We start from the raw sequence: 24,578 nt of genomic DNA on the forward strand, positions 1-24,578 counted from the left end.
CTACGTCTGCGAAACCGCGTGTCGCGGGTGATGCAACAGAGCACGAACCAGCGGGCGCGGCCCCACCGACCGAAGCATCTGACTTGCCGGGCGAACTCGCACCCGCTTCGGCCACCAGAACCAGCGCCCCATCACCGTCATGATCGACGGCGTAATGAGCGATCGGACGACGAAGGTGTCGAACAGCAGGCCGATGCCGATCGTGGTGCCGAATTGGCCGATCGCCCGGAGATCGCTGGTGATCATGGTGGCCATGGTGACGGCGAACACCACACCGGCGGCAGTCACCACGGGGCCGGTCACCCCCATGCCGCGGATAAGTCCCGTTTTCAGGCCGGCCCCGATCTCCTCCTCAATTCGGGACACCAGCATCAGGTTGTAGTCGGATCCCACCGCCAAGAGCACGATCAACGCGAATTCGGTTGCTACCCAGTGCAACTGGAAATCGCCAAGGTGCTGCCAGATCAGTGTCGAGAACCCGAAGGCGGCGCCTAGCGACATCACAATGGTGCCGACGATGACACCCGCTGCGACCAAAGCGCGTGTGACGAGCACCATGATGATGAAGATGAGCACGATCGAGGCCACCGCGGCGATCATCAGGTCGTACTTGGCGCCGTTAGCGATGTCATAAAACGTTGCGGCCGTACCGCCGAGGTAGATGTAGGCGTTCTCCAGCGAGGTGAGTTTCAGCGCCTCCTGGGCCGCTTTGCGCTCCTGATCAACGGACGCGATCCCCTCGGTCGTCGCCGGATCCACCGTGTGAGTGATGATGAAGCGAGCCGCCTTGCCGTCCGGCGACACCATCAAGCTCAACCCCAGCTGAAAGTCTGGGTTCTGGAAAATTTCGGGGGGCAGGTAGAAGAGGCTCTCTACCTGAGAGTCGTTGAACGACTTGCCCATTACGGCATTTGTGTCAGTCAGCCGGTCGAATTGATCGATCAGACTGTCGAACGTGCTGTAGATGGTCAACGTCGTATCGCGGATGGACTTCGAGACAGCGATATTCTCGGGAATAATCGCCAGCAACTCGCGTGTGGCCGTGGCCGTATTGGCGAGGTCGCTGGTGAGTGCATGGAACTTATCGGCCAGCTGATCGAACCCATCCAGCGCGTCGAAGAGCGATCGTAGAGACCAGCAGATCGGGATGTCGTAGCAGTGCTTCTCCCAGTAGAAGTAACTGCGGATCGGTCTCCAGAAGTCGTCGAAATCCGCGATGTGGTCCCGGATCTCGTCCGTGATGGCCGCCGTCTCCCCCGTGGTTTTCGAGCTGTCGTCCGCGGCGTTCGCCAGCTTCTGGGTCACCGTGTACTGGCGCTCCAACAGGGCGATCTGTGTGTCGAGGAAACCGGTGATCTTCTTGATGTCGGCCACACGGTCTTTCAAATATTTGAGGTTGCTGCGAATCGGCGCGCTCTGCACACTGAGCTGGAACGGAATGGATCCGTCCTGAATTGGCGGGCCAAGGGGTCTGGTGATGCTCTGCACCCGTTCGATGCCGGGCACGTGGAAGATGGCACCGGCAACCTTGTCCAAAACGAGCATGTCACGGGGGTTGCGCAGGTCGTGGTCCGATTCGATCATCAGCAGGTCCGGGTTCAAACGGGCCTGGGTGAAGTGTTGATCGGCCGCGTTGTAGGCCTTCACTGACGAAGCGCTCTGGGGCAAATAGTACAGGTCGTTGTAGCGCGGGTTGAAGCCCATCAGGCCGAGGGCGCCGACGATCGCGAGGATGACCGAAGTAGCGAGGATGGGCGCCGGCCACCGCACGATGGCCGTCGCCAGACGGCGCCAGCGCGTGTAGTTGAACTCGCGCTTCGGATCGAACAGACCGAAGCCGCTCGCGAACGCGATCAGCGCCGGCGTCAGCGTGACCCCGGCGGCCACCACTACCAGCAGACCGACTGCGCACGGAAACGCCAGCGAACTGAAGTAGGGCAGCCGCGTGAATTTCAGACAGGCCAGTGCCCCGACGATTGTCAGACCCGAGCCGAGCACCACCTTGGTGACACCGGCGAAGGTGTCGTAGTAGGCGGCTTCCCGGTCCAGCCCTCGCTCCCGGCCCTCCTGGTAGCGGCCGACCATGAATATCGCATAGTCGGTGCCCGCCGCGATGGCCAGTGCCGTGAGCAAGTTGACGGCGAATGTTGAAAGCCCCATGATGCCGGTGTCGCCCAGCAGCGCTACTACGCCGCGCCCGGTGGCCAGTCCGACGAATAGGATGACCATCGTCAGCAGTACCGTGCCGATGGATCGATAGACGAACATCAGCATGATCGCGATGATGATGATGGTAATAATCGTCATCTTGGCCAGGCTCGCGTCACCGACAACGATTACGTCGCTGGTCAGGGCTCCTTGACCGGCGACATATGCCTTGACTCCCGGTGGCGGCGTCGAATCCGCGACGATTTTGCGCACGGCGGCAACGGACTTGCCACCGTCGGCCCCGCCCTGGTCACCACGCAGGTTCACTTGGACGTAGGCGGCTTTGTGGTCGTAGCTTTCGACACCCGACGCCGTGAATCGCTGGCCCCAGAAATTCAGCGCGTGCTCAACGTGCTTGTCGTGCTTGAGTTTTGTGACGAGAATGTCGTAATACCGGTGCGCGTCTTGGTCGAGCGGTTTGTCACCGACCAGGGTCACCAGTACGAGGTTGTCGGAGTCGTACTCCTTGAATTTCTCCCCGATGTGCTTCATCCCGGTCACCGACGGCGCATCGGATGGTGACAGCGGCACCGAAACTTCCTCGGCAACCTTTTCCAACTGTGGAACGAAGACGTTGACACCGACCGCGATCAGCACCCATGCCACGACAATCGGAAGCCCCAGGACGCGGATGCCGCGGGCCAGACGCGGTTTGTGCTCCACTTCGGCGCGCTGCGCGACGGGAATTTCGTCGGTGTCGGTGGTTTCGTCGATCACGCGGACTTGTCCAAGCAGGAGACCTGGGCGTCCCGGGTGTTTACCTGTTGTTGATCGACCAATTTGCCGTCAACGGTGATCCGGCAGCCGATGGATGGGCTGTTCCCTTGGGCAACGACGTAGGCGAAGATGCCGGGCATCTCGGCGACAATCGTCTTCGACCACGGCAGTGTGGTGAAGCTGGCCTTCTGCGGCAATGACTCCGCGTCCATCCAGTTGACGACGCCGATCGTGCCGGGCGGTCCCAGGATTTCGTAGATGGCGGTCTTGGCCGCGTACGGCGGGGTCGCGTCCCTGGGATCGGGCTTAGGCAAGCCAGGTCCTGGGAAAACGCCATTGAGCCGGCCAACCGCAACCCCGCCCACGATCAGTGCCACGACCACGACCAGCGGAACCCATGCCCGCTTGAGAAGCCTCAACACCGTGCCCCTCGATCAGTGATGCTTGACGGGCTGGTATCCAGGTATCTCTTCGTGTGCGCCACGGCTAGCCGAACGCAATCGCGGTGAAATTGATTCCCGGGGTGGCCGGCAAAGCCAGGTTGATCACCGTGGAGTCGCGGAACGCGCCCATGGACACCATCACCGCAACCACCATCGCGCGGCTGGTCGGTGCCGTGTTGCGCCACGTCACCATGAAGGCCGTTCGACGCGCGACGATGACTGGCCGCCAGACCCATTGCGGCTCACCATCGGTCGAAGTGCAGCGCGTCGTCGAGCGGAATCCGTTTGGCATGGCGGAAGGTCGTGCCGGTGTAGTAGGCGGCGGCGATGGTCGTGGCGTGATAGACGTTGTCGGGCAGCCCCAGGATGGCCCGCATCTCGTCGTCGGCCATTATGGCCACCCCGGTCCACGGGGTTCCATCCATTACTCTGCGTGCCGCCCGGCTCGCTTTATGGCGTCGCGCAACTTTTCGCTCCCGTCATGCGTCTCCGTCATCGCGTGCCGCGAGCGCAAACTCACGACGGGCGGCGAAGGGAATCAGCCTTCGGCGGCCCCAGCGCATGGGTCAAAGCATTGGTTGGTCGACAGGCCCATTGGTGCGCCACACGGCGGTTAGAACGGGAGCGACAGACGCTTTGGACTTACTTGAACCCGTCATAGCTCCCGCGGCGTGGACGATTCGCAAAGTGTGTCGTCATCTCGCTGACCACGGACCGGCCTTTCCCGCGAGGATATTCGTGCGCTGCCGCCAGCAGAATATCGACAGAGTGGGCGATTCCGGTCGCGATATCGTCGACCGCAGCGACGTTGTCGGGGCACGCACATACACTCACATCGAGGTCCTCACCACGGGAGGTCAGCCCGATATTCAACCCACTCTGCTCGCCTAGTGGCGCCACGGTATGCATGCCGACCACCTTGGCCCCGGCGCAGTATGTCGGCACCGCCTCACCGGCGATGTAGGAGACACCGCCGTGACAGATCGGTTCGAACTGATGCCGCAGACCTGATCGGGTATAAAGCCGCATACCGACGCGAACTACGCTCGGCGGCATAACCGAAGCCATCATCGCTAAATCCACTGCGGACACACCCCTTTTGTTCCTTTTGCTGCGAACCGCGTTCAGCCTTTCGGTGGCGGTATGGAGATTGGCGAGGACCTGCACAGGGTCGTCGATGTGTACCGGGATGCGAAGTCGCCCGACAGTCAACGACTTACCGATGTTTGGGGGATCTGTGGCTGGCAACTCGAACGGCATCCGCATGAGCAGCGGATAGTCGGGCACCTTGTCGTGCTGTTGCAGCCAAGCGCGCAATGACAAAGTGCAGGCAGCTAAAACCACGTTCGGGACGCTGCCCCCGAACGCGCCGCTGACCGTCTTGACGTCTGCCAGCGGAATCGAGGCAAAGGCCACCGCACGCCGCTTGGTCAGCGGCGCGTCGAACACGGTGTGCGGCACCGGCCCGCTCATCGGCGATGCGGTTGGAGTCATGGAGTTCCGTCCGGCGCTGCCGGAAAGCCGGCCACTTACGGCCCGCATTACATTCGACATGCCCTCAGCAATCAGCCACACGCCGGTGACATGGTTCTCGGCGATCTCCGTCATCACATCGGTAACGACTTCGCCGACCGACGGAGCCGAGCCGAGACTCGGCTCTATCGGCAGATTGTTGGTCGCGTCGGCGTGCGGCACAGTAGTCAGCAGCCGCGGCCATAAGGACGCCATCCCCGCCGCTCCGTCATTCAGCACAGGCGACGTCTTCACCGCCAATGCCCAGCGGCCGCCCGCCAGACCGTTGATGCTCCACGCTTCCCACAACCGGTTACGCCAATCTTGCCGCCTGGCACTGACGTCCGCGATGAGATCGGCCAACTCTCTCCGTCCACCGGGGGCGCGTACCGTTGCGCAATGAATCTGCGGAGAGGCGTCATAGTCCTCAATTTCGGCCCACAGGGGCTGTCCTAGACCCAGCGGCTTGGCCACCAGTCGGCTGCGAAATCGCGCCATCTGCGGCAGCGATGTCGCCACCAGTTGGTGTAGCCGCTGGTGGCTGAGCTGGTCGGACGCGTCGATGACGACCAGCGTAACCGTGTGGGCAGGCATCTTCGAGCTCCGTGCGTGCAGCGACAGCGCATCGATCCCCGACAACCGCACAACCATCAGCACACCACCCCCGTTCCAACGAGACCTTTCGCGCCAGAGCTTTTTACCAACAGGCACCCGCGAGATGCCGACTGAATCTTGGCGCTTCGGTCGTTGGCGCTGCCTTGCGAATCGCAGCGCTCCCCCGTGGCGGCCCTCTCCGTATGGCTTTCCTTATCCTTTAGGCTGATCATGAACAGGGCATCGACGCTTGACGCGTTGCCCGACGCGGCGGCTGCCATGACGATCGAATGCGCTTGGTCTGGATCGATGCGAGCCGGGACAACCAGCAAGACAACCTTGATGCCTTGGGCATCAACGACTTCGACGGTGTTGGCCGGCTGGTCACGGGACCCGTCAAGTTTGACCGCACGTTCGCCGGTGACGTTCGTGGGCGTCGTTCTCCATTCGCAGGGTTGTATGTCACATGACTCATGGCGCTCTCGCGCACCGAAAACTGCGATCATCTTCGGCGGCTCCATCGTCAGGTCATCATTGCGTGGCCGCCACGCACCATCCACATATCTGGCGCCAGGAGCCCTGGCTTTCATGCTTTTTCACCCTACTCCGATCTGGTCTGAAGCGGGTGCTGCCGACGCCATTCCCGACGAACATCAGCAGGGCTGTTGCAAACCATGAGGCGGCCTACGGAATCGCAGTAACCCCTGACTCCGTACTTGGCCAGCCGTCAAGTCCGAACGATCGTGCCGAATTATCGGCTCTACAGGGAGACGTGCTAGGTGGATAACACACAGTGAAGACTCGACGCTAACACCGCAGTTGCGCAGCAGCGGCCATCTAGCAACAGACTACAGCCGCAGCCCAGTTGACCCAGTGCTTGTAGTGCAAGCGGTGTGAGCAGGTGGCGCCGAAGCGGTTGCGGATGCCAACGCCCCCAACTCAGGGCTACCCGTGCGACTTCGCAGAGACACGCCGTCCCGAGCCGATGCCGTACCACGCCTGGCGGATCCTTCAGAATTGGCGCAGTATCGCGATATGAGACGCGAAGTGGGCGCCGAGATCGAAGCCGAGATCACCGCGCCCACGACGCTGGAGTTTCAGATTGCGGTGGCTCCGCATCCGCGCACCGAGGTCTTCGAGTCGCTGAGCATCGTCTTGAACGGACAGCCGGTCCACCCCTTGGAAATCAGCGGTGTGCATGGCAACCGCATCCATAAGTTTGACGCACCGGTGGGCACACTCAGAGTTGAGTACGCGGCGACGGTCGTAGGTCAGACTGACCCGGCTCCGGTGACCGAATACGACCTGTCGATGTATCTGCGACCCAGCCGCTACGCCGAGGCCGATAAGTTCTATGGTTTCGCCGCAACCGAATTCGGCACCTACGGTGATTCCGCGACGCTGTTGGAGAATGTGAGCTCGTGGGTGGGCACCAGGCTGAACTATGTGCCCGGCTCCAGCGATCCGATCGACGGGGCGGTGGAAACGTTGCTCGCCGGCGAAGGTGTGTGCCGCGACTATGCGCATCTGGTGGTGGCGCTACTGCGTGCGGTCAACGTCCCGGCCCGCCTGGTGTCGGTGTACGCGGCGGGTGTGTATCCGATGGACTTTCACGCGGTGGCCGAGGCATTTGTCGAGGGCCAATGGCGGGTGGTCGATGCGACGCTACTAGCGCCGCGGCAAACCCTGGTGCGCATAGCCACCGGTCGTGACGCCTCCGACACCGCGTTCCTCGATAACCACAGAGGTGCGATCACGCTGAACCGGCTGGTCGTGACCGCAGTCGTGGACGGCGACTTGCCCGCGGACTCGATCGACCAGCTGGTATCCATCCGCTGACAACGCGCGCCTCGATCGGCCGATCGCAGCGGCTACCTTGCCGGCATTCGCTCTGGACGTCGCGTGTAGTGTTGGGGACATTGGCGATACTTCGTACCTGACTATTCAAAGCCATGTCGTCGCCGATTCGCATGATTTGACCGGTCTCGCGGTCAAGACGGGAGCGTCGCGGTGACGCTGAAAAAAGACCACATGGATTCACGGCACCGGCACTCCCCGCCGGCACATACACCGCGTTTGAGGCTGAAATCCAAGGCGCCCCAGAGAGCGGGTACGTCGACGGTGCGTGGTGGCCGCACAGTGACGACCTCTCTGCTGAGCTGCCCGACCTGCTATCGGTCCTGTCAGTCAGGCTCGGGCCGATCGGCCGAGTGATCTACAATGTGAACGAATGGGCAACGCCGCCAACCAAATTCATGACCGGAGGCCGAACGGTACGAATCGATGGGTATCGCCGCCAGCCAGCTGGCACCGTCGAAGTGCTTGGCCTTGATTCCGCGAAAATCGTCTTGCTGGTCGTTTCCCCGCGCGCTGACCCAACCCAGGCACATGCCATCATGATGACCGCGGCCGGCTCAGGCAACGCCTCGACGGTCGAGAACCTCCAAAGGACCAACGCCGCCGATGTGGAAGCTTGAACCCAGACGGGTTATGGCCCCGGGAAAGCGGCGCATCCCTTATGCGCCAGGGTAACTGGGCTCGTCTCCGGCCTTACGACTTCAAGTTGTCACCGCGCAGCTAGCTTCGCCGCGCGCCGCGCGCTTCAAACATTGGCTCGCCTCGGGCCACGCGGACTATGGATTCGGCGATCTGAAAGGCGCGCGAATCGCGGTGGGCCGCATACACGGGTAGGCCGGCGGCTTCGCGCAACACCATCACCGCGAGTGCCGTAGCAGTTCGATGCGGAACGATCAGCAGGGTCGCCCGCGCATCACAGCCGCCAACCGTCATAATGTGTGGGCGTATCCCTTGCCACCAGTCCCAATTCAGATCGTGCTGGCGTTGTAACGATGACCAGTTGACGTCTATTTCCCTGATCCGGCCCAATCGACCGTCCAAAACAGATACCAATTCAGTTAGCTCCCGCGAGATCATCCCAGTGCGGGGCCACCACGCGCCATCGATCTTCTTCCCGAGCCGGGGTGCCAAAGTGAGCCGCACCGGGCTTGCAGGGCGCCGTGGCCCTGCCGTTTTGGTGCACGTCAAGGGATCCGTCACCGCGGCGGTCTTCCACGCGTGCCGTTGCTCGACAGGGTCTGTGAGCGCATCTATCGATGAATTCTGTTGGGAGGCGATACCACCAATCGACGCTCCTGCTTGCAGCATGAGGCAACCCTTCGCAGTTCGATCGATCAACCCGCGAAACGGGCCGTCGGTGAAATCACCTTGTCCGTGATCTCGATGGGAATGCCGTTTGAGGCATCGAGCTATCGTTGACAACGAAAACAGCTCATTAGCGACGTTACGCCACAATTTGCTTCTGTGCGATCGCATCAGGCGCGAGCCTGTCGTCGCACGCAGCATCGGGGTGCATGTTTCGCCCGTTCAGACGCCGTTGCGGAGCTTGACAACCAAGGCATTGAGCGAATATAAGCCAATGCGGCACAATTGATTTCGTTTGGCTGTCCGTCCGCAGTCGGATCCAGTCAGTCGAAGGACCCCCGAACGACGCGGAAACCGCGAGCTGCGAACCCAAATAGATCTCTCCGCAGACGTATCGAAATCATGCCTACTTTCAAAGCAGAGAGAAGTCGGCAGGAACTTGTCAAATGGTTCAACAACGACACGAGTTTCGCGTTTGTCGCCCCGGGCAGTGGCACTAAAAGCGTTGTCCATCATTCCGAAGCCCGAGGGGACGGCTTTCGCCTCCTTGAGGAGGATTCGCGAGTCCAGTCCGACATCAGTAACGGGCCGAAGGATCCACCCAGCTTGGGAGTGACTGCCAACTAGCGACCGGCGCAAATACGCGCACGCCGGCAGCGATTTCCAATTATCGGAATGCCCGCTGCGATATCGTTGATCACGGTTGACTCCCCAGCCTGCTGGAAACGCCTGGTGGCGACCCGTTGAGGTCCCCGCCTTTAACAATTCCGCACCGCCTGAACAGCCGACAGTCACAAGATCGTGCTGTTGGCCTAGACACTGACGGAGTCGTGTGTCCAGGGGCTCACCGGGGGTCGCTGAACCTAGCGGCGGCTTCAGCGCGCCTTCGTGCCCGATTGCCAGTCGGTACATAAAATCAAGGCGTCTGAGCTTCTTCATCCCCCGCTTAGACCGGCGTGACGGTGCGTGCTTGAAAGGGGTAGGTGCTTCCGCCGCAGTCATCGTCAGCCTGTGTCCAGTCCGTCGGTCGTCAAACCATTCGACGCGTCTACCTGGTCATGCGGGTCTGCGATTCACCATCTCAAATTGCCGCCGGCGGGCATCCGCGGGGCGGGAGCCAAAGGGGGGCCCTTGAGTAAGTTCACCGAATTCATGTACCAGACCGCGCAGTCCAGTTCGAATGGTCTGATAACTGGGGAGCCGAACTGCCCGGTCCGGCACACATGGGGTGAGGTTCACGAGCGGGCCCGTCGTATCGCGGGCGGCTTGGCCAGCGGAGGCGTCGGCCCCGGTGATGCCGTACCGGTGCTGGCCGGTGCCCCGGCCGAGATCGCGCCGACCAGCCAGGGCATCTGGATGCGCGGTGCCAGCCTCACGATGCTCCACCAGCCCACTCCGCGCACCGATCTCATACGGTGGGCCGAGGAGACCACCGCCGTCATCAAGATGATCGGCGCCAAAACGGTGCTCATCTCTGACCCGTTCATGGCCGCGGCCCCGTTGCTGTCCGAGCTGGGCATGCGGGTGTTGACGATCCAGCGGCTGCTCGGAAGCCGCCCGATTGTTCCTGTCCCAACCGATGAAGACGATGTCGCGCTTCTTCAGCTGACATCCGGTTCTACGGGGTCGCCCAAGGCGGTGCGGATCACCCACCGCAATGTCGTCGCCAACGCCGAGGCGATGTTCGTCGGCGCAAAGGTCGACCTGGGCGTCGACGTGATCGTAAGCTGGCTACCCCTGTTCCATGACATGGGCATGACCGGGTTCTTAACCGTGCCAATGTATTTCGGTACAGAACTCGTCAAGGTCACGCCGATGGACTTCTTGCGCGACACCCTGCTGTGGGCCAAGCTCATCGACAAGTACAAGGGCACCATGACCGCTGCGCCCAACTTCGCCTACACCCTGCTCGCCAAACGCCTTCGCAGCCTGGCTGAGCCCGGCCAGTTCGACCTGTCCAGCCTGCGATGGGCGCTGTCGGGCGCCGAGCAGGTCGAACCCGACGACGTCGAAGACTTCTGCGAAGCGGGCAAGCCGTTCGGATTACACCGGGAGGCGATCTTGCCTGCCTACGGCATGGCCGAAACGACCGTGGCCGTGTCGTTCTCCGAGTGCGGCGCGGGTCTGTCTATTGATGAGGTCGACGCCGACCTACTCGCCGTGCTGCACCGGGCTGTTCCGGCGAGCAAGGGCAAAACCCGGCGACTGGCCACGCTGGGGCGCGTACTTCAGGGAGTCGAAGTGCGCATCGTCGGTGAAGACGGAGATATTCTGCCCGCCCGCGCGGTCGGCGTCATCGAGGTGCGCGGTGAGCCGGTGACACTGGGTTACCAGACGGTGGCCGGCTTCGTCGCGGTACAGGACGACCAGGGCTGGTATGACACCGGCGATCTCGGTTACCTCACCGAGACTGGTCACGTCGTCGTCTGCGGCCGAGTCAAGGACGTGATCATCATGGCTGGGCGAAACATTTACCCGACCGATATCGAGCGCGCCGCCGCGCGTGTTTCCGGGGTCCGGCCTGGAAGTGTGGTAGCGGTGCGCTTGGGAGGGGGACATGCACGAGAGACGTTTGCGGTCGCCGTTGAGTCGAACGACTGGCAGAACACGGCCCAGGTGCGGCGTATCGAACAACAGGTGGCACACGAGGTGATTGCCGAGGTGGATGTCAGGCCGCGCAACGTAGCGGTGCTCGAGCCCGGAACGATTCCCAAGACGCCATCCGGCAAGCTGCGGCGCACGCGTACGTTGACACTCGTCGGCTGAATTCGGGATACCCGACAGAGAGTAAGTTTGCGGTCGAGGGTGTACGCGAGGAGGGATGTTGGCCGACTTCGACGCCCAACCCAATCGCACGGCGCCCGCAGTGCCAGAACTCTCCGCCGCTCAGCGGGATGCGGATGAGGCCGAGCTTTACGCCGGGCTGCGTGGGGTGGCCGGAATTGTGTCCGGCGGGCGTGCGGTGATAGACCTCCTCCGGGACGTAGCGGAGTTCGCCGCGCAGGCGATTCCAGGCGCCGACGGCGTCGGCGTCGCGTTGATCGATCCGCAGTATGGTGTCTCCAGCCTTCGCACTTGGGCGGCCACAGCGATGCTTGTGCACGACATCGACACGGTGCAATACAGCGAACTGCACGAGGGCCCCTGCATCACCTGTATGGAGTCCAAACGCCCCACCGTGAGCGGATCGCTGGGCAGTGACATCCGTTGGCCGCACTTCGGTGGACGGGTGGCCCGCATGCGCATGCATTCCGCGTTAGCGCTGCCGCTGATCGTCGGCGAACACGTGATCGGTGCGATCAACGCCTATGCAGCCGCCCGCGATGCGTTCGCCGATCACGCGGTGCAGTTAGGGTCCCAATTCGCCCGATCCGCGGCCGTGTCGGTGTACAACGCCCAGTTGCTGGCCGTTGCGCATGAACGGACACTGCGATTGCAGCGGGCATTGGACAGCCGATCGGTGATCGATCAGGCGGTCGGCATCATCCGTAGCCGATCGGGCGCGGGGGCGGACGAGGCTTTTGAACGGCTCGCCCAGATCAGCCAAACCGAAAACGTCAAGCTGCACACCGTCGCCGAACGGCTGGTCGAGGAGGCCGCGCGGCGCGCCCGAGCGCCGCGTCGCTGAAGCCGCTATTACATTGGCCCGGCGCGCAATTCGTCGAGCTCCGCCACGATGAGCAGCCGCGAGTAGGGGTCGGTCATCAATCTTCGGGCAACATCCGTCAGGTGTGCGCCGTTTGCTCGCGCATAGGTCCGCAAGAGCTTGAAGGCGTCTTCGACGGGCACGTCCAGCAGTTGGCGAAGTAAACCCTTGGCCTGCTCGACAACGACGCGACCAGTCAGCGCCAAGCGTAGTTGCGGCATCACCGACGACGGTGTGGGCGGGTGTTCTTGAAGGATCGCCACGCATGCGATGTGCGTCAGGGTTTTGCCGACGAGCAGGTCAGCGTCGTTGAGCTCGCCGCGTCGGGTCCCGAACAAGCCGAGCGCGCCCAGTACGATGCCGGCGGCACGCATCGGGACCGCGTGCACCGACGCGAAGCCGGCATCGACGGCGACCGGAACGAACCGTGGCCACCGCTCCAACGCCCCTTGAACGTCGGCGACCGACACCGCTTGGCCGGTGCTGTAGCAGTCCACGCACGGACCTTCGTCGGCTTGCAGCTGGAACAGCTCCAGCTCGCGGGCCTGCTCCGAGGTGGCGGCCAGCAGGCGGAGCCGGTTCAATGGGTCGGCGAGCAGAAATCCCGCCGCTTCGATGTCGAGCAACTCGGTACATCGCTCTGTCAGCCCGGTCAACAGGTCGACCACATCGAAATCGTCGAGCAGGTTATCGACGATCGATACGACGGCATCCAGCACGCGGGTTTCGCGAGGGGCCCCAGTCACGCTGTCCTCCTTCCTGACTCTCCTGGCAGTCAAGGCGCATCAGTCCGCCTCGAGTCGCAGACGGCGATCGAGGATGGCGCGGGCTACATCGGTGGCGCTGCGGCCGGTGGCGTAGGCATGGGCCCGCAGCCGGACCAGCGCCTCGGCCGGCTCCACTTCGAGTTGGGCGACGAGCATTCCGGTCGCCTGGCTGACCTCCACGCGACTCAACGCATTCAGCTCGGCCCAGGCGTTGCTCCTAGGGTCTGCGACCGCGGCCTGCAGGTCGGCGTCCAAAAGATCCAGTAGTGGAATTCCTGCGAACTCCGCGGCGGCGACAGCACTGGCCAGCTCATTGCCTGGGAGCGGACCCGGCTGCGCGCGGAAGAGATCCAGCGCACCAACAAACTCACCGGCAACCACGACCGGTATGGCATATACACCCCTGATTTGGTTCGCAAGCATGGCGGCACCATAGACGGGCCAGCGAGCCTCCTCGGGATCGGCGAGGTCGACGACCAGGACCGGGATCCGCCGCGCGACGGAATCCAAGCATGGTCCCTCTCCGAGGATGAACTGAAGTTCGTCGTACCTACGGGCAGGCTCGCCGCTGGCTCCAAGTGTTCCGCTGCTCGCGCCGTCGAAGACGATCGAGATCGCGGCTGCGTCAACGTCGAGCAGCACTACACAGGCCTCGCACAATCGGTCCGCGGCCTCCGTCCCGCGCCGGCCTTCGACAGCAGCGCGGAGTTGCTCGTGGATTGCCACATTTAGCCGAACAGGGGCCGGGCGGCCGCATCGGTGCCCACGTGGCTCGTCGGGGACGTCATCCCGTCAGCCTTTCACTAGTTCGCCGTTTTTACGAGTGCCACAGTTCGGAACATGCAGTAGAGAAGGTGCCGCTGTCGGAGATCCGGGAGCGTGACACGCTCGAAGATCCGACGTCTGGCAGGTGGATCACAGTCACGCAAACGCCGACGACACCGCGAGCGGGCCTCATCGCGTCTACTACGGCTACGGCGTGAAGAGATCGATTCGCGATACGTTATCGGTCTGGTCAATCGGGTACGGGAGTAATCGAAACAATGGCGAAACAGTCGCAGCAAGATGAAAATCGTTGCGTTGCAAGTCGATCAGAGGGCATCAGCGGTGAGCAGGTCGAATTCGGCGCTCGCGTGAGTTGTTTCGGGCAAGTATCGCTGTCGATAAACCCCGCCGCTTCGCATCTCTGCCCGCTAACGATCGCGTCACCGCTTCCCCCGTGATCCGAAACCTGTTCTCCGAGGCTGTTTCTGGCGCGTCGTCAGAGGAGGCCGACAGAAACCGGTCCGGCAACGCCAATTTGCAGATGGTGCGCACGGTGAGCAGGTACTGACGAACCAACGGGCCCGTCGTATAAGGCAGGTCGTAAGCGACGCACAACGCGCGGACCTGCGCGGCAATCTCAGGGTATCGATTACTCGGCAAATCGGGGAAGAGATGGTGTTCGATTTGATAGCAGAGGTTTCCACTCATGAATGCCATGACCGGCCCGGCGTTGAAGTTCGCCGTACCCAGCATTTGGCGCAGATACCATTCGGCCTTCGTCTCACCGTCGAGGACCGACTCGGTGAACTTTTCCGCACCATCCGTGAAGTGACCGCAGACAATGACTAGATACGCCCAGGCATTGCGAAGTCCGTTGGCCACCACGTTAGCCCCCAGGGTCCGTCGCCACCGCCCGCGGCTCAGCGCAGGGAACAGCACATAGTCCTTGCCGACCTGTCGAGCGATCTTGCAGCGGAGGGCTTTTGCGTGGGCGGATTTGCCGGCATCGGTACTCTCGCGTTCCTGCACTGCATACAGGCAATGCAAAGCCACGCCCCATTCGAACAGAAGGGCCAGCAGCACCGCGCGCAACGGCTGGGCCAGCGCGCCCGGCTGCCAAGCATCGTCGCGGGTGACGCGCATGATGCCGAACCCGAGGTCATCGTCGATGCCGACTACGTTCGCGAAGACATGGTGTCGGTAGTTGTGAGAGTGCTGCCACTGCGCCGAGAGACCGGCCATGTCCCACTCCCACGTACTGGAATGGATTTCCGGATCGTTCATCCAATCCCACTGACCGTGGCTGATGTTATGGCCGAGCTCCATATTCTCGATGCACTTGGCCGCGGCTAGAGCCGCCGTCCCGACGGCCCATCCGCGCTTGCCTCTGCTCGTGGCGATGACCAGCCGCGCCGCAATTTCGAGGCAACGCTGAAAAGCAATGGCGCGCACGATGTATGCGCGGTCCTTAGTGCCGCGCGACACCTCAATATCGCAACGGATCGCTTCCAGTTCGGCCGCGAACGCCTCAAGATCTTCGTCACTCAAATGAGCGTATTCAGGTACTTCGGTAATAGCCATTGGAATCAACGTGATTCGCGCGTACTGAGCGGCCTCTGTGCGCCGACACACAGCCAGGGAAGTTTTGCGAACCGCAGCATGGGCAGGTACGTCCGATCTATGGGTGGTCAGTCGCCCGCGAGACGGGACGATAGCCGCAAGCTCAAATAAGCCGGGAAATTCTCGATCAGCAGAACTACTGCGGCATCGGGCGACGAGTTTGATCTCGTCGGCCGCGAATACGGCTGCACTACTGCGGCGGTTACCGTCGTTGCCCCTCGTCACCGGAGTCTGACCGTACGGCAGCCTGCCCGGCCCTTAAGGGTCCGGTGGGCGTTGAGCCATCTGCTTGATACACCTGCCTTAATGGCTCTACGCCGTGAACCCTGACCGTAGGCGTCCGGGACACACTCATGCAACACGCTGGTGCGCGGTCGACTCCGAGGCTACATGAGCCTGCAAATCCCCGCGATGTGCATGGCAGGTGGTGATCGAAACGAGATTGCCGGGCCAACGGAAAGCTACACGTGCTCACCCGGCGGGAGGGGCACGCCAAGCGCCAACACAGCGACGTCGTCCTCGACCCCAGAACCAAGGCCGTCGAGCAATGTGTGAACAGCTTCGACGATGGCTGACGCCGTCGCTGGCGCATGGGATGCTGCGAAGCGTAGTAGGGCGCCCCGATCGTCAAATCGTTCGCGACCGACACCGGTGCTGGCCTCGGTGAGTCCGTCTGTGTAGAGCACCAGCGTGTCGCCGGGCCCGAGGTGGAAACGGGTGGCCACGAATCGCGGCTCTTTAACGAGGCCGACGGCGTGACCACCGATGCAATCTATGTAGCGGGCGGCGCCGTCGCCGTGCAAGTGCAACGGAGGTAGATGCCCGCCACTGCCAAGCTCGACATCAAAGCCATCACCGCGCCTGGTGAGATTGCCATAGATCACGGTGCAGAAGCTCTCGTTCCGGGTGCCAAGCTTCTGCCCGAGGACGGCGTGGAGATTGTGCAGAACTTGGTCCGGGTCGTCGTCGGATACAGCGGCCGAGCGCAGCACATACCTGGTCAATCCAGTGACGACCGCCGCCTCGACCCCCTTGCCGACGACATCACCGAGGAAGAAGCCCCACTTGGTGCGGGACAGTGGAAACAGATCGTAAAAGTCGCCACCGACATCGTCATCGGACGCGGTGTAGTAATAGTCGGCTGCGTCCAACCCGTTCGGAGGCGAGAGCACCGGCGGCAGGAGCGAGCGTCGCAGCGTGTCGGCAAACGCCCGTACCCGGTCGTGCTCGGCCTCGGCCCGCCGCCGCTCTTCCAAAAGCTCTCGTTCGTACGCGCGGCGATCTGCCGCATCGACGGCGCTGATTCGCAGCAACTCCACCTGCCCGCGCGGACCCGCCTTGACGTTGGCAATAAGAAACATAGGCAGGCGTACCCCGTCGGCTGTCACCAGGTCAACTGTGACACCGCTGAGCTCACCGCTCATGCGGAGCAATGGCTCGAAATGGGTCTCGTAGTGGATGCGTCCCCCGGGGGTGAAGAGATCGCTTAATGACTTGCTCTGCAAGGTATTTCGCTCATAGCGCAACCACCGGACCATCGTATCGTTGGCCCGGATGATTCGACCGTCAGGGTGCGCGATGAGGTGGCCACATGGACTGTGTTCCCAGAAGTCGTCCAGGTTGGGCTCGGTCACCCGCATCGAACGAAAGCCAAAATCGCAGAAGCGGTGGCATCCGGGGCACTCACTTGGGGGCAATGGCCAGTTGCATCGAGAGTGACCAGTCGACTGTCCGGGATATGTTCGTGGACATAGTTGCCGACCTCACGCGGTGCGATCGCGTCGCGTGCGCACTCAATCACTAACGTGGGAACCGGGATCTGTGCAAAGTCGTCTCGGTTGTCGGAAAGGAATGTGGCGCGGGCGAATACGCGCGCATGCGCGGGGTTGTTGCGGCAGAAGGTCTCGACCAGTTCGGCCTGCAGGTCTGGGCGATCCGGGTTTCCCATGATTACGGGTGCCATGGTATGCGACCAGCCCAGGTAATTGAGCTCCAAGGATTCAAGGAGTTCGTCGATGTCGCACTGCGAAAACCCGCCGCGATAGCCGTCGTCATCGATGTAGCGCGGCGAAGGCGTGAGCATGATCAGCTTGGCGAATCGATCGGGCTCGGCGATGACCGCCAGGGCGCCGATCATGGCCGCGACGGAGTGCCCGACAAACACGACATCGCAAAGGTCAAGTTCACGAACGATGTCGAGAATATCGGCTGCGTATCCGGTCAGCGACGAGTACTTCTGCGGGTCCCAGCAAGCCGGATCCGACTCCCCGCAGCCGACGTGGTCGATGAGCAGCAGGCGGAGGTCCCGCTGCAGCCGGTCGACGACCCGACGCCACAGCTGCTGATCGCAGCCGAACCCATGTGCGAGGAGAATCAGTGGCCCGTCTGGGGCGCCAACGATCTTGATGTTGTTCCTGGCGTAGACGTCCACGCATCCACTGTAAGCGCCCCTTGCGGAGCGCACCGCCGGGCGGTGATGGTGCTCGTCCGCCGCCGGCGAGAACCCGGAGAAACCACGCCCGGTGAGATCAATCCCAGAAACGGATCTTCTTCCAACTTTTTTCGTCGCCCGAAACATCGGACCACTCGTCGCGCGCATACTTGTGCGCTCGCTTAACGCCACCGCGAATGACGTCCAGCGAGCCATCGCTGTGCCTACGGTAGGCGTCGCCGAACCGCATATACCTTTCGATTGCTCCGTCTGGCAGAGTCACGGTAACTGTCATGGTTGAACCTCCAAAATCGCCGGCAAATGCCGGCAGTCGTCATTCTGACAACATTGAATAGCGTTGACGGGCGATGCCATGCGTCCGCCAGACGTGACCGGCCGGGCTATGCTGAGTACCTCGGGCCCAGCCGAAATCATTGCCGCACAATCGATAACGTCGTGCGTGCTGCGCGTAGAGATGACCGCCAAGGTGGTTCCGCACCCGATTACTGTCCACTCCGTCCGCGTGCAGTGCGTCGTACCCGCGGCCCGTTTCCGGATCCCTCATCGGCTCTCCCGCGTCGTTGTCGCCCATGAAGTCCTCAAGGGCGGGTTCGTCAACCCAGTCACCTGAATCGTCCATCCGATTTCGGCATGCGCCGGTCAGAGCCTGCGGGTCATTCAAAATCGCAATGCGAGCCGGGTCAGACCGTTCAGTGTTCGGTTTGGACCTCGATCTCGGGTCAGAAACAACAAGCACCCATGCCAGATCTTCGGTGCTGTAACCGTACTCGGGCAGCGGCTCGGCGGACCGCGCATGCGTTAAAGTGCCGCGCCAATCGCTTAGCCGCAGCAGATGATCGAAGATCGGAGCTGGTGACGTCGTGGTCATGCCCGTACCCGTCGCTGAGCTAGGACTCGACGCGCCACGGCCACCCATCGGACATTTGCACGACGACTGACGTTGGCGCCATGGGCGGCCCAACCCGGAGGTCCGCGCAGCACCGAACCACAGCAGCCCGCATCGCACTGATGGGCAGGCACTCAGGATGCCGAAACTCGGGTCATGAGAAAATCCTCGCCCCCCAATGGGATCCGTCGGTTTATGAAGTGGAGCCAAAGCGCTCAAGGCGATCCCAACTGCGGTTGGCACCGGCGTCTCCGGCGTGAGCGGTTGCTCAGTGCAGCCAGCTCAGACGGCTGACTCATCCCGGACTAGCTGGGCTTCTGTTACTTCGACGATACACCTCCAAACGCTCGATGACGTCCACGCGCTCCATGACACCGAGAGTAGGGGCACCGCAGCCTTCCGCTCTGGATCCATCCAGACGTCCCCTGATCACGAGATGCAGTTCAACACAACACTTTTCGGTTCACAGACCGGGTTGTATAAGGTGTTGATCACGTGGTCTATCGGTGCGGTGATGACCGCACGCCATCGCTTAGCCGACGGCGGTCGCTGAAGGCGCCCCCGGAAGCCGCTTCATGACTTCCAGGGGCTAAGCGACACGGCATCCCCGGGGCAACCGCTTGCCTAACAAACGGGCGTACCCGCCATCACCCCGACGAAACGGTGAGAACTGCCAGCAATAATTTAGACTGACTGGCCACCAGCTTCGACTACTTATCGAGACCAACTGCCATACAACAGCTTTCAAAATCGATTTCTCCGACGTCGAATCGCGGCGCACCTCAGCAGCGGGATCGGAAATCGGCGGCGGCTATGCGTCTCACCAAATATGAGCTAACCTCGGACTAGGGTTGACCGGACAGCCTGCGGACACGCCGGACGGCGCATCAACCACCAGGTTTCTTCGCATTCATCATGGATCCTGACCGATGGCTAGCGCCACCTTTTCGATTCGATCGACGCGTCCCAAGCCCGCTTTTGGACCCACGATCGAAATGAGATCGCGCTGGGCTATTGTCGTCAGCCCATTTGTCCGACGCAGTCGGGGAGCTCACGGTGGGAGCGGCCGAAAGTTTACTGCTTTCGGTAGAATTCGAGGTCGAGGACGGGCTCGATCAACTAGTCAGACGCGGGCTAGACCCAATCCGGTTCCCTCGACTTTCAGGCATCCGGGTACTTGCTCACCGGAATCGTCCCCAACCCGGTTGCGACGTGGCCGTCACTCAGAGTTTGGACTGCACTCGTGTCACCGGTGGTCGTTATGTCATCGGGCGCCCGCCGCGCTTCTCTCTGGCCAAAGCCGCGACATTGTCGGGACAGCCGCCTCGGAAGCAGCGTGGACCGCTGTGACCTTCAGGGACTTCGACGCCGTCTACCAGCGCGTAATAGTATTCCATCTGCTCGGGATGGTTACCTCCACAGAACGTGCCCGTGGCCACCTGTCGCCGGTTGAGCATTGCTGCACCCCTTGGGATTTGGCACCCGGGTGCGATGAGGGCGCGATGGCTGTTCCGACCAGTTTGTTTTCGACGGCAGCACAGAACGTGGACCCATCTCATCATCGCTACCTTGACCGGTGCACTTACAGTACCTCATTTGTTCCCTGTCGAATCGAGGATCTACGTGACGGGCTCGGTGTCTTCGAGCGCGACGGCAACACATTGCCGTTTGAAGACGTGCAAGACCGGGTCCGCCAGGGAGAGCAGCAGGGCGCGGCCCAATCAACTAGTCAGACGCGGACATACCCGACCAGGGTTCCCACGACTTCGACTAGACACCGTGCTCGACGCCCTTCTCGGTAACACCGCGCCAGCAGCGCCAGCCGGCCCTATCAGGGGCTAGAACGAGGGGCACCTAGGGGTTCTCAACGAGCTGGTGTCGTCTGCCATTTGCCGCTCCTCTTGCACGGCCCGTCGTTCAGTTTAGAGCGCCATGCGATCTCGCTGCGGCTGGTTTCCGGTGACGTGAACACGGGTAAGCGCCATACCGTGACGACCGCCGAACAGCCGCCGCCAGGTGGCGACGAACAACCCCCGCAAGCCACCGAAGACGAAGATGACTCCGATGTGCAACCCTCAGAGTCCGACGATCTGAAAAGGTAGTTTGGGCCGTCCCCGGGAGAGCGCGGGAGCGGCCCGATCAACTGTTTGGACGCCGGCCACGACGATCCGGTTCCACCTCGCGGCGAGGAATTTCGGCGACGACTGCTGGAGCGGCTACCCGTTGCGGCGCTCTTCCTCGCGGCGCCGTTCGGTACGGCGCTCCTGCTCGCGGCGTGCCTGGTCGCGCGTGCCTGGTCGTGGCGCTCTCGCTCATAAGGCACATGTTTGCGACGCTTTTCGTCGCGACGTCGTTGCTCGTCTGGTTCCGGCACGGGCGACGGCGTGCCGCTTACGCTTATATCGCGGCGCGGCGGATGAGTACTCGCTCCTGGGTCAACCTGCCGCGTCTGTGGGATAACTGCGTCGAAGATGGCCACTATTTCCTCCTGGGGTAATCAGCTTTGATTGGTGCGCATTGTTGTTGGGCGGCAAGCAGAATCGAGCCGGCGGTCAGGAATGCGGGTGTTTTGCGGTCAGCTGGGTCGACGGGTAGGTTGGCGGCGAGGCGTAGCACCATCAGCGCGAGCGCCCCGCGGGTCGCGTACGGGATGATTAAGAGTTTGGCGCTGGCGTCGACGCCGCTAGCGGTCATCACATGCTGGGGTTTGCCTTCCCACCGCGGCAAGTTCAAGTTGGGTGGTCGTTGTAGTGGCGGCCAGTTGACTTCGATTGCGGTGACGCGTCCAAGCAACGGGTTAAGGCCGCGACGACGTGAGGCAATTCGATGGTGATGCGATCCACGCGCGGCCACCAGGCGCCGTCGACGGCGCGGCCCAATGTGCGGGCCACGCTTAGCCGTACAGAATCGTCCCGGCGACCGATTGCGGGCGAATAAATCATCAGGGTTGGCTAGCTTCTCTTGGCGACTGCTTGGTCGGCGGCAGCAAGAATTCGACCCGACAAGTGAAGGAAAGCGTGCTCACCACCCAGTTGGGCAGGGTGTAGACAAGTTGCCGTAACTCGACGGCGTAGTTGTGCAAGTCCTGGCGGAGCTGCGCCTCAACGGCGCGCATGAAGCCTGCACCTTGTGCAGGAGTGATCTTGGATGTGTGGTCGAGCATTGCTGCACCCCCGAGGATCTAGCACCCGGGTGCGATGAGGGCGCGATGGTTGTTCCGACCAGTTTGTTTTCGACGGCAGCACAGAACGTGGACCCATGTCATCATCGCTACCTTGACCGGTGCATCTCACCGTACCCCTATTGTTCCCTGTCGAATTGGGATCTACGCGACCGGCTCAGCGTCTTCGAGCCGCGAGAGGAACACCGTGGCGTTTGGAAGGCCTAAAGGCGCAGCTAGAGCGCGGCGCGACTACCAGCAGGTCGTAAGTGACTCCGTGTTCTTCTAAATCGGCCAATTCGCTGGCTTGGCTGAAGTGAGCGCTGGGCCGATTTCCGGACGGCGTAATGAGTGCGAGGTCCCCGACGAAGACGACGTCGTCCCACGTGGAGGCGACGGCGACGCTGGCGATCGGTGCCCCGCGATCGCGGCCGCGTCGGGCCTACCAACGCTTTGTAGGTTCACCCGTCCGAAGAACAGCAGATCCTCGCCCGGGCTGGGATCGATTGCGAAGTCGTCGGGGTCGATGCCGTGGTGGATCGTGGCGGCATAGTGTAAATCGGGGTGTCGATCAGAGTCGCTTATTGACACATACGCGGTGGTGCTGTCGTAGCGCTTGTAGACGGGAATGATCCGATCGGACGAGAAGCCGTGGATTGTGGTGATGACGGGGTGTCGGGACGAGATCGATGTATGTGAGCGGCAAGAAATAGAACCCGTTGTTAATGATGTCGAATTGTCGGCGCCCTCGAATACCGAGGCGACGTGCAGGCACTCTGCGACCTTGGCGTCGATTGTCGCATCCTCAGACCAGTCCCACGGCGCCGCTGCGTGCAGGCTGGCCGCAGTGATCGAGTCTGCAGTGGCGCAAACAGCGTGACATGATTGCCGGCTGCCACCAGCCCGTCGGTGAGCAACGACGCGAATTGCTCCCATGGCCCGTAGTGCCGAGGGGTGGTCCCCCACGCGGTCGGCGAAGCACAGCAACTCGGATCGCACTGGCAGCTTCGCGTTGATTGGGAATGATCAGGCTGCTCGGACCGAATTTCGCGTGTCCTGCGGATTCGACCGCCGCGGGTCGGGCAACATCCCTGCATAGGCGCCATCTATGCTGATCATCTTGCGGCGCTAAGCATCTCCTCGAAGGCGCTCTGCATGCAGTCGGCATAGTGGCCCGGATCGGGCAGCGCACTGCGATCCGCTGTCACACCGATGGAAACCGTTCCGTTGTAGCTGGCCACAATGTGAAAGAGATTCATTCCGCCGATCAGTGGGCCCAGCCCGGTCACCCGCAGAAGGCGAGCGCCCGCGAAGTAGATCGGATCGGTCGGGCCTGGCACGTTGCTCACTGTGGTGTTTGCGATCGCAGGGCCCGAAAAGGACACTGCGCTAGCGGCTTTCACCGTGAGTCCGATCAGCGTGGTGGGCACCGTGCCCACTAGGTCCATCAACCGGGCGCTGCTCGAGGAATCGGCGGTGTCGCGACACGCGGAGGTGTCGTCGACGATCGCCGTCAGTCGTTCGAGCGGGTCGGCGATCGCGGTTTCGAGCGCGTGGAGCCGGCCGAACAGTCGATTGCCGCCGCTACCGGTTTCGCTGCTGGACCGAATCGAAGCCGGGCATGCGGCAACGAGAGTTTCGTCGGGCAACTCTCCGTGGCTATCCAGATAGTGCCGAAGCGCACCTCCGACGTAGGCAAGGGCTACGTCGTTGATGGTCGCGTTCGGCACGCATGCCTTGATCCGCTTGAAATCGGCCAGTTCGTGAAAGCGTGCGTCAAACACGCGGTGTGGTGTGGCCGCGCCGTTGAATCGCGTGCTCGGCGCAAAGAACGAGCCCGACCCTGGGGCCAGCGTGGCCGCTAGTCCGCCGGCAATCTTGCCTGGCAACTCCGCGACGTGACGCAGCGCGCCAAGAGCGCTGGGAATCAGGACCTTGCCCGCACGCAGCGGGTGGAGCACACCGTTGATCGTTGTCCGCGCGACGAGGTCTGCCGTCGAAGGCAGAGCGCCGGGATTCCACGGCTTTTCCGGTGTTCCGGGACGCTCGCTGTCGTGCGCGAGGTCATGCATGGCGGCCATCAGCTCGACGCTTTCCATCCCGTCGACGACACAGTGGTGCAGCTTGAGTGAGATCGCGAACGATCCTTTCGGCACGCCTGGGATGGAATTCAATCCCTCGATCACGGTCATCTCCCACGGTGGCCGGCGGAGATCGAGCTGACGTCCATGAATGCGCGCGATCTGTATGCACAGCTGACGCCAGTCCCCCGGCTGGGGCAAAGCGATGTGACGCACGTGGTACTCGAGATCGAAGTTGGGATCATCAACCCAGTACGGCATGTGCAGGCTGCCGGGTAAGTCGGTCAGCCGCCGACGGAACGTCGGCGCCAAATGCAGCCGGGCATCGATCTCTTCGAGAGTGCGCTTGAAGGTGACCTTGCCGTCGGGCGCCGTCGACTGGTCATAGATCAGCAGCATCTGGATCTGCATCGGAGTCTCCGGCCTTTCGGCGCGCAACATCATGTCGTCGGTCCAGCTCAACTGCTCCATTTCGTAGATGGTTCCCCGCGGTTCCCCAAGCCACACGCAAGGCGTCGTCGCAGCTGTAAAGGATCACGCGTCGCGTCCTCAGAAAGACCCTGAC

20 protein-coding genes and 2 pseudogenes are annotated in these 24,578 nt (G+C 62.2%); 5 read left to right on the forward strand and 17 right to left on the reverse strand.

What is annotated here, in order from left to right:
- The 6 genes from AC5Y4H_RS12295 to AC5Y4H_RS12320 form a co-directional block, all read right to left on the reverse strand.
- Positions 1-2,925, reverse strand: a complete 2,925-nt coding sequence (locus tag AC5Y4H_RS12295; protein ID WP_499981924.1) for an MMPL/RND family transporter — start codon at positions 2,923-2,925, stop codon at positions 1-3.
- Positions 2,922-3,344, reverse strand: a complete 423-nt coding sequence (locus AC5Y4H_RS12300; protein WP_499982042.1) for an MmpS family transport accessory protein — start codon at positions 3,342-3,344, stop codon at positions 2,922-2,924. The genes AC5Y4H_RS12295 and AC5Y4H_RS12300 overlap by 4 nt, the downstream gene beginning before the upstream one ends.
- Before the next feature lie 67 nt (positions 3,345-3,411).
- Positions 3,412-3,561: a hypothetical protein gene (locus AC5Y4H_RS12305; protein WP_499981926.1), complete on the reverse strand. Its 150-nt coding sequence runs from the start codon at positions 3,559-3,561 to the stop codon at positions 3,412-3,414.
- 49 nt (positions 3,562-3,610) lie between these two features.
- A complete protein-coding gene (locus tag AC5Y4H_RS12310; RefSeq protein ID WP_499981927.1) occupies positions 3,611-3,760 on the reverse strand; it encodes a hypothetical protein in 150 nt (49 codons plus the stop codon).
- 250 nt (positions 3,761-4,010) lie between these two features.
- Positions 4,011-5,531 (reverse strand): wax ester/triacylglycerol synthase domain-containing protein, encoded by a 1,521-nt coding sequence (locus AC5Y4H_RS12315; RefSeq protein ID WP_499982045.1) that lies wholly within the window; start codon positions 5,529-5,531, stop codon positions 4,011-4,013.
- Positions 5,531-6,064 carry a DUF5994 family protein gene (locus AC5Y4H_RS12320; protein ID WP_499981929.1) on the reverse strand — a complete coding sequence of 178 codons (534 nt, stop codon included), beginning with the start codon at positions 6,062-6,064 and terminating at the stop codon, positions 5,531-5,533. Before AC5Y4H_RS12320 ends, AC5Y4H_RS12315 begins: the two co-directional genes overlap by 1 nt.
- A gap of 445 nt (positions 6,065-6,509) precedes the next feature.
- On the opposite strand from AC5Y4H_RS12320, the gene AC5Y4H_RS12325 reads away from it, so the two are divergent.
- The gene (locus AC5Y4H_RS12325; protein ID WP_499981931.1) at positions 6,510-7,313 is read left to right on the forward strand and encodes a transglutaminase-like domain-containing protein; all 804 of its coding nucleotides are present in this window, start codon (positions 6,510-6,512) and stop codon (positions 7,311-7,313) included.
- 192 nt (positions 7,314-7,505) lie between these two features.
- Positions 7,506-7,951, forward strand: a pseudogene (locus AC5Y4H_RS12330) (DUF5994 family protein).
- Between the two features lie 100 nt (positions 7,952-8,051).
- Here AC5Y4H_RS12330 and AC5Y4H_RS12335 read toward each other — a convergent pair.
- The gene (locus tag AC5Y4H_RS12335; protein WP_499981936.1) at positions 8,052-8,837 is read right to left on the reverse strand and encodes a DUF5994 family protein; all 786 of its coding nucleotides are present in this window, start codon (positions 8,835-8,837) and stop codon (positions 8,052-8,054) included.
- Between the two features lie 201 nt (positions 8,838-9,038).
- Between AC5Y4H_RS12335 and AC5Y4H_RS12340 the strand changes: the two genes are divergently transcribed.
- From AC5Y4H_RS12340 to AC5Y4H_RS12350, 3 genes are all read left to right on the forward strand, one after another.
- Entirely contained in the window at positions 9,039-9,263 is a 225-nt protein-coding gene (locus tag AC5Y4H_RS12340) for a cold shock domain-containing protein (protein WP_499981941.1), read from the forward strand.
- A gap of 504 nt (positions 9,264-9,767) precedes the next feature.
- Entirely contained in the window at positions 9,768-11,402 is a 1,635-nt protein-coding gene (locus AC5Y4H_RS12345; RefSeq protein ID WP_499981943.1) for a fatty acyl-AMP ligase, read from the forward strand.
- A 58-nt stretch (positions 11,403-11,460) separates the two neighbouring features.
- Positions 11,461-12,264 (forward strand): GAF and ANTAR domain-containing protein, encoded by an 804-nt coding sequence (locus AC5Y4H_RS12350; protein WP_499982049.1) that lies wholly within the window; start codon positions 11,461-11,463, stop codon positions 12,262-12,264.
- A gap of 8 nt (positions 12,265-12,272) precedes the next feature.
- On the opposite strand, the gene AC5Y4H_RS12355 is transcribed toward AC5Y4H_RS12350, so the two are convergent.
- From AC5Y4H_RS12355 to AC5Y4H_RS12400, 10 genes and pseudogenes are all read right to left on the reverse strand, one after another.
- Positions 12,273-13,028 carry a GAF and ANTAR domain-containing protein gene (locus tag AC5Y4H_RS12355; RefSeq protein WP_499981946.1) on the reverse strand — a complete coding sequence of 252 codons (756 nt, stop codon included), beginning with the start codon at positions 13,026-13,028 and terminating at the stop codon, positions 12,273-12,275.
- A 39-nt stretch (positions 13,029-13,067) separates the two neighbouring features.
- Positions 13,068-13,775: a GAF and ANTAR domain-containing protein gene (locus AC5Y4H_RS12360; RefSeq protein WP_499981949.1), complete on the reverse strand. Its 708-nt coding sequence runs from the start codon at positions 13,773-13,775 to the stop codon at positions 13,068-13,070.
- A gap of 375 nt (positions 13,776-14,150) precedes the next feature.
- Positions 14,151-15,395 carry a fatty acid desaturase family protein gene (locus tag AC5Y4H_RS12365; protein ID WP_499981951.1) on the reverse strand — a complete coding sequence of 415 codons (1,245 nt, stop codon included), beginning with the start codon at positions 15,393-15,395 and terminating at the stop codon, positions 14,151-14,153.
- 500 nt (positions 15,396-15,895) lie between these two features.
- Positions 15,896-17,074: a PP2C family protein-serine/threonine phosphatase gene (locus AC5Y4H_RS12370; protein ID WP_499981953.1), complete on the reverse strand. Its 1,179-nt coding sequence runs from the start codon at positions 17,072-17,074 to the stop codon at positions 15,896-15,898.
- Entirely contained in the window at positions 17,065-17,865 is an 801-nt protein-coding gene (locus AC5Y4H_RS12375; RefSeq protein ID WP_499981955.1) for an alpha/beta fold hydrolase, read from the reverse strand. Before AC5Y4H_RS12375 ends, AC5Y4H_RS12370 begins: the two co-directional genes overlap by 10 nt.
- Before the next feature lie 97 nt (positions 17,866-17,962).
- Positions 17,963-18,160, reverse strand: a complete 198-nt coding sequence (locus AC5Y4H_RS12380; RefSeq protein ID WP_499981957.1) for a hypothetical protein — start codon at positions 18,158-18,160, stop codon at positions 17,963-17,965.
- Positions 18,161-18,199: 39 nt separating this feature from the next.
- Complete coding sequence (locus AC5Y4H_RS12385) at positions 18,200-18,754, reverse strand: hypothetical protein (RefSeq protein WP_499981959.1); 555 nt, start codon at positions 18,752-18,754, stop codon at positions 18,200-18,202.
- 2,496 nt (positions 18,755-21,250) lie between these two features.
- Positions 21,251-21,714: pseudogene (locus AC5Y4H_RS12390) on the reverse strand (DUF5994 family protein).
- Positions 21,714-21,887: a hypothetical protein gene (locus AC5Y4H_RS12395; RefSeq protein ID WP_499981961.1), complete on the reverse strand. Its 174-nt coding sequence runs from the start codon at positions 21,885-21,887 to the stop codon at positions 21,714-21,716. Before AC5Y4H_RS12395 ends, AC5Y4H_RS12390 begins: the two are co-directional and overlap by 1 nt.
- Positions 21,888-23,047: 1,160 nt before the next feature.
- Positions 23,048-24,484, reverse strand: a complete 1,437-nt coding sequence (locus AC5Y4H_RS12400) for a WS/DGAT/MGAT family O-acyltransferase (protein ID WP_499981964.1) — start codon at positions 24,482-24,484, stop codon at positions 23,048-23,050.
- Between the last annotated feature and the right edge of the window lie 94 nt (positions 24,485-24,578).

This window comes from Mycobacterium sp. NGS58, from assembly GCF_059812385.1.

Excerpts from the sequence above, each read along its gene's own strand:
- AC5Y4H_RS12305 (WP_499981926.1), bottom strand. The coding sequence starts at position 3,561 with ATGGTGACGTGGCGCAACACGGCACCGACCAGCCGCGCGATGGTGGTT.
- AC5Y4H_RS12395 (WP_499981961.1), bottom strand. The coding sequence starts at position 21,887 with ATGCGCGCCGTTGAGGCGCAGCTCCGCCAGGACTTGCACAACTACGCC.
- AC5Y4H_RS12400 (WP_499981964.1), bottom strand. The coding sequence starts at position 24,484 with ATGGAGCAGTTGAGCTGGACCGACGACATGATGTTGCGCGCCGAAAGG.
- AC5Y4H_RS12325 (WP_499981931.1), top strand. The coding sequence starts at position 6,510 with ATGAGACGCGAAGTGGGCGCCGAGATCGAAGCCGAGATCACCGCGCCC.
- AC5Y4H_RS12385 (WP_499981959.1), bottom strand. The coding sequence starts at position 18,754 with ATGACCACGACGTCACCAGCTCCGATCTTCGATCATCTGCTGCGGCTA.
- AC5Y4H_RS12380 (WP_499981957.1), bottom strand. The coding sequence starts at position 18,160 with ATGACAGTTACCGTGACTCTGCCAGACGGAGCAATCGAAAGGTATATG.
- AC5Y4H_RS12370 (WP_499981953.1), bottom strand. The coding sequence starts at position 17,074 with ATGCGGGTGACCGAGCCCAACCTGGACGACTTCTGGGAACACAGTCCA.
- AC5Y4H_RS12320 (WP_499981929.1), bottom strand. The coding sequence starts at position 6,064 with ATGAAAGCCAGGGCTCCTGGCGCCAGATATGTGGATGGTGCGTGGCGG.
- AC5Y4H_RS12365 (WP_499981951.1), bottom strand. The coding sequence starts at position 15,395 with ATGGCTATTACCGAAGTACCTGAATACGCTCATTTGAGTGACGAAGAT.
- AC5Y4H_RS12315 (WP_499982045.1), bottom strand. The coding sequence starts at position 5,531 with ATGGTTGTGCGGTTGTCGGGGATCGATGCGCTGTCGCTGCACGCACGG.
- AC5Y4H_RS12310 (WP_499981927.1), bottom strand. The coding sequence starts at position 3,760 with ATGGCCGACGACGAGATGCGGGCCATCCTGGGGCTGCCCGACAACGTC.
- AC5Y4H_RS12340 (WP_499981941.1), top strand. The coding sequence starts at position 9,039 with ATGCCTACTTTCAAAGCAGAGAGAAGTCGGCAGGAACTTGTCAAATGG.
- AC5Y4H_RS12335 (WP_499981936.1), bottom strand. The coding sequence starts at position 8,837 with ATGCTGCGTGCGACGACAGGCTCGCGCCTGATGCGATCGCACAGAAGC.